This window comes from Streptomyces sp. NRRL B-24572 (assembly GCF_002156145.1).
Lineage (GTDB): Bacteria > Actinomycetota > Actinomycetes > Streptomycetales > Streptomycetaceae > Streptomyces > Streptomyces vietnamensis.
In genome coordinates this window covers 1-2,235 of record NZ_MWIG01000773.1, presented here as the reverse complement: position 1 = coordinate 2,235, position 2,235 = coordinate 1, and the positions used below count along the sequence as shown (strand labels likewise).

Annotated in this window: 1 protein-coding gene; it reads right to left on the bottom strand. The window is 78.9% G+C overall.

Going from position 1 to position 2,235, the window contains the following annotated elements:
- Nucleotides 1-264 precede the first annotated feature (264 nt).
- Complete coding sequence (locus CCN56_RS35555; RefSeq protein WP_373412942.1) at nucleotides 265-1,902, bottom strand: FtsX-like permease family protein; 1,638 nt, start codon at nucleotides 1,900-1,902, stop codon at nucleotides 265-267.
- Nucleotides 1,903-2,235 lie beyond the last annotated feature (333 nt).

The window sequence follows — 2,235 nt, the reverse complement described above, 5'->3', positions numbered from 1 at the left end:
ATTGCCCACACGGGCGCGGGGCGCCGCCCGACCCGGGCGCGGGGCGCGGGCCCACACGGGCGCGGCGAAGGGCACCGCCCCGCACGGGCGCAGGCCCGCGCGAGGGGTGGGCGCCGGCCGCACGAGGGTGGGCCGGCGCACCGCCCCGCACGGGTACGGCCCAGCGGGCGTAGGTCCGCACGGGCGCCGCCCGGCCCGGCGCGTGGGCGGGGCGGTGACCCGGCTCCGACCCCGGTCGCCGCCCCGTCGTCCCACCATCGCCGCTCAGCGCGTGAGCCGCCACGCGGGGACCGCCGACGCGGCGGCCGCGACCACCGTGCACGCCCCCGCCGCAGCCCCGACCACCGGCCACGGGAGCACCAGGGCGACCGGCGCCGAGAGGGCCGCCAGGCCCGCTCCCAGGGCGCCCAGGACGACCCCCGTCACCACCAGGCCGAGCAGCGCCCCGATCGCGACGGCCAGTACCGCCTCGCCCGTCACCACCCGCAGGATCTGGGCCCGGGTCGCCCCGGCGAGCCGCAGCGAGGCCAGTTCCCCGCCCCGTACCGACGTCGCCATCAGCAGCGTGTTGGCGAGGCCGATGACCGTGTAGACGAGGGCGATGCCCAGGACCAGGGCCATGCCCAGACGGGCCTGCCGGTTGTCGCCCGCCGCGCGCGCGTGCGCCGTCCCTCCGCTCGCCTCCAGGGCCTGTGCCGTCGCCGCCCCGCCCCCGCGCGCGTCGATCCGGTCGAGGGCGGCGCCCGGTGCGTTCGCCCGGGTGACGTACGGCCCGTTGTCGCCGGTCCCGAGCGCGAGGACGGCAGCGATCCGGAGCCGTACCGGACCGCTCCCGTCCGCCCGCCACACCTCCACCGTCTCGCCGACCCGGTGCCGTTCGAACTCCTCGTTGACGACGATCGACCGGTCGTCCAGGTCCCGCAGGTCCCCGGCGGTCACCGGCAGCCGGGCCAGCTCGGCGAAGGCGGCCGGGTCGGCGACGGCCCGCGCCCCGTACCTCACGACGGCCGCGTCCCCGTCCCGTACGAAGACGGAGGTCGCCCCAGTCGGGGAGAGGACCGCCCCGGCAGGCGCCGCCACCGGCCGCAGGCCGTCCCCGCTCACCACGTACTCCGCGGCCGTCTGCTCCCGCGCCTCCACCTCCTTCGCGCGCGTGACGCTCGTCGCCGAGCCGAACAGCGTCCCGGCGAGCGCCACGGTCACGAGGACGGGCGCGGCGACGGCGGCGGTGCGGCGTACGGCGGCCGCGCTGTTCTCCCGTACGAGCGTCCCCACCGCCCCGCGCGCCCGCAGCAGCCGGGCCACGGGCCGGACGAGGAGCGGGGAGAGCAGGGCGACGCCGGTGATCAGGAGCATCGGCAGGGTCGTGTACGTCTTCCGCTTGAGCAGCGCGGACGGATCGGTGACGCAGGTCCAGACGAGGAGCCCGAGCCCGGCCACGACCAGGCCCGCACCGAGGACGGCCCGGCCGAGGGGCAGGGCGTCCGCGTCGACGTCCGCCTCCCGCAGCGCCGCCGTCGGACCGACCTTCCCGGCCCGCCGGGACGCGGCGAGGGCCCCGGTGAGGGCGACGGTCACCCCGGTCCAGAAGGCCACGTGGAAGGGCCAGGAGGGGCCGCCGATCGTGAACCACGCGGGCGCGAGGCCGCCGTCGACGAGCGTCCGGGCGAGGAGCGGCGCGCCGAGGGCGCCGAGCGCGCACCCGGCGGCGGAGGCGAGCACGCCGAGCGCCGCCGCCTCGGCGAGCAGGAGCCGCCGGATCTGGCCGGGGGTGGCCCCGGCGGTCCGGAGGAGCCCGAACTCGCGCCGGCGCAGTGCGACGGCGAAGGCGAAGGTGGAGGCGACGACGAAGACGGAGACGAAGGCGGTGACGCCGCCGGAGGTGCCGAGGAGGGCGCCCAGGCCGACGAGGGCGCGGGCGTCCCGCTCGGGGTCGGGGTCGGCCTGCGTGCGCGCGTCCCCGGTGAGGACCCGGGCGCGGTCGCCGACGAGCGCCCTGACCTCGGCGGCGACCGCGCCCGGGTCCTNNCTGTGGACGGTCGAGCCGCTGCTCCACGGGTACGGTGTCGGGCCCGCGCCGCACGTCGAGCGTCAGCCGGTCCTGGCCCCGGACGACGACGGGCGAGGACGCGAACCGCTGGGGAGAACGCTCGGGCGCGTGAAAGGTGGCGGAGAGGCCGAGCCCCATGGTGGCGAGCAGCCCGACACCGAGCGCGAGGGCGACGAACCCGCCGA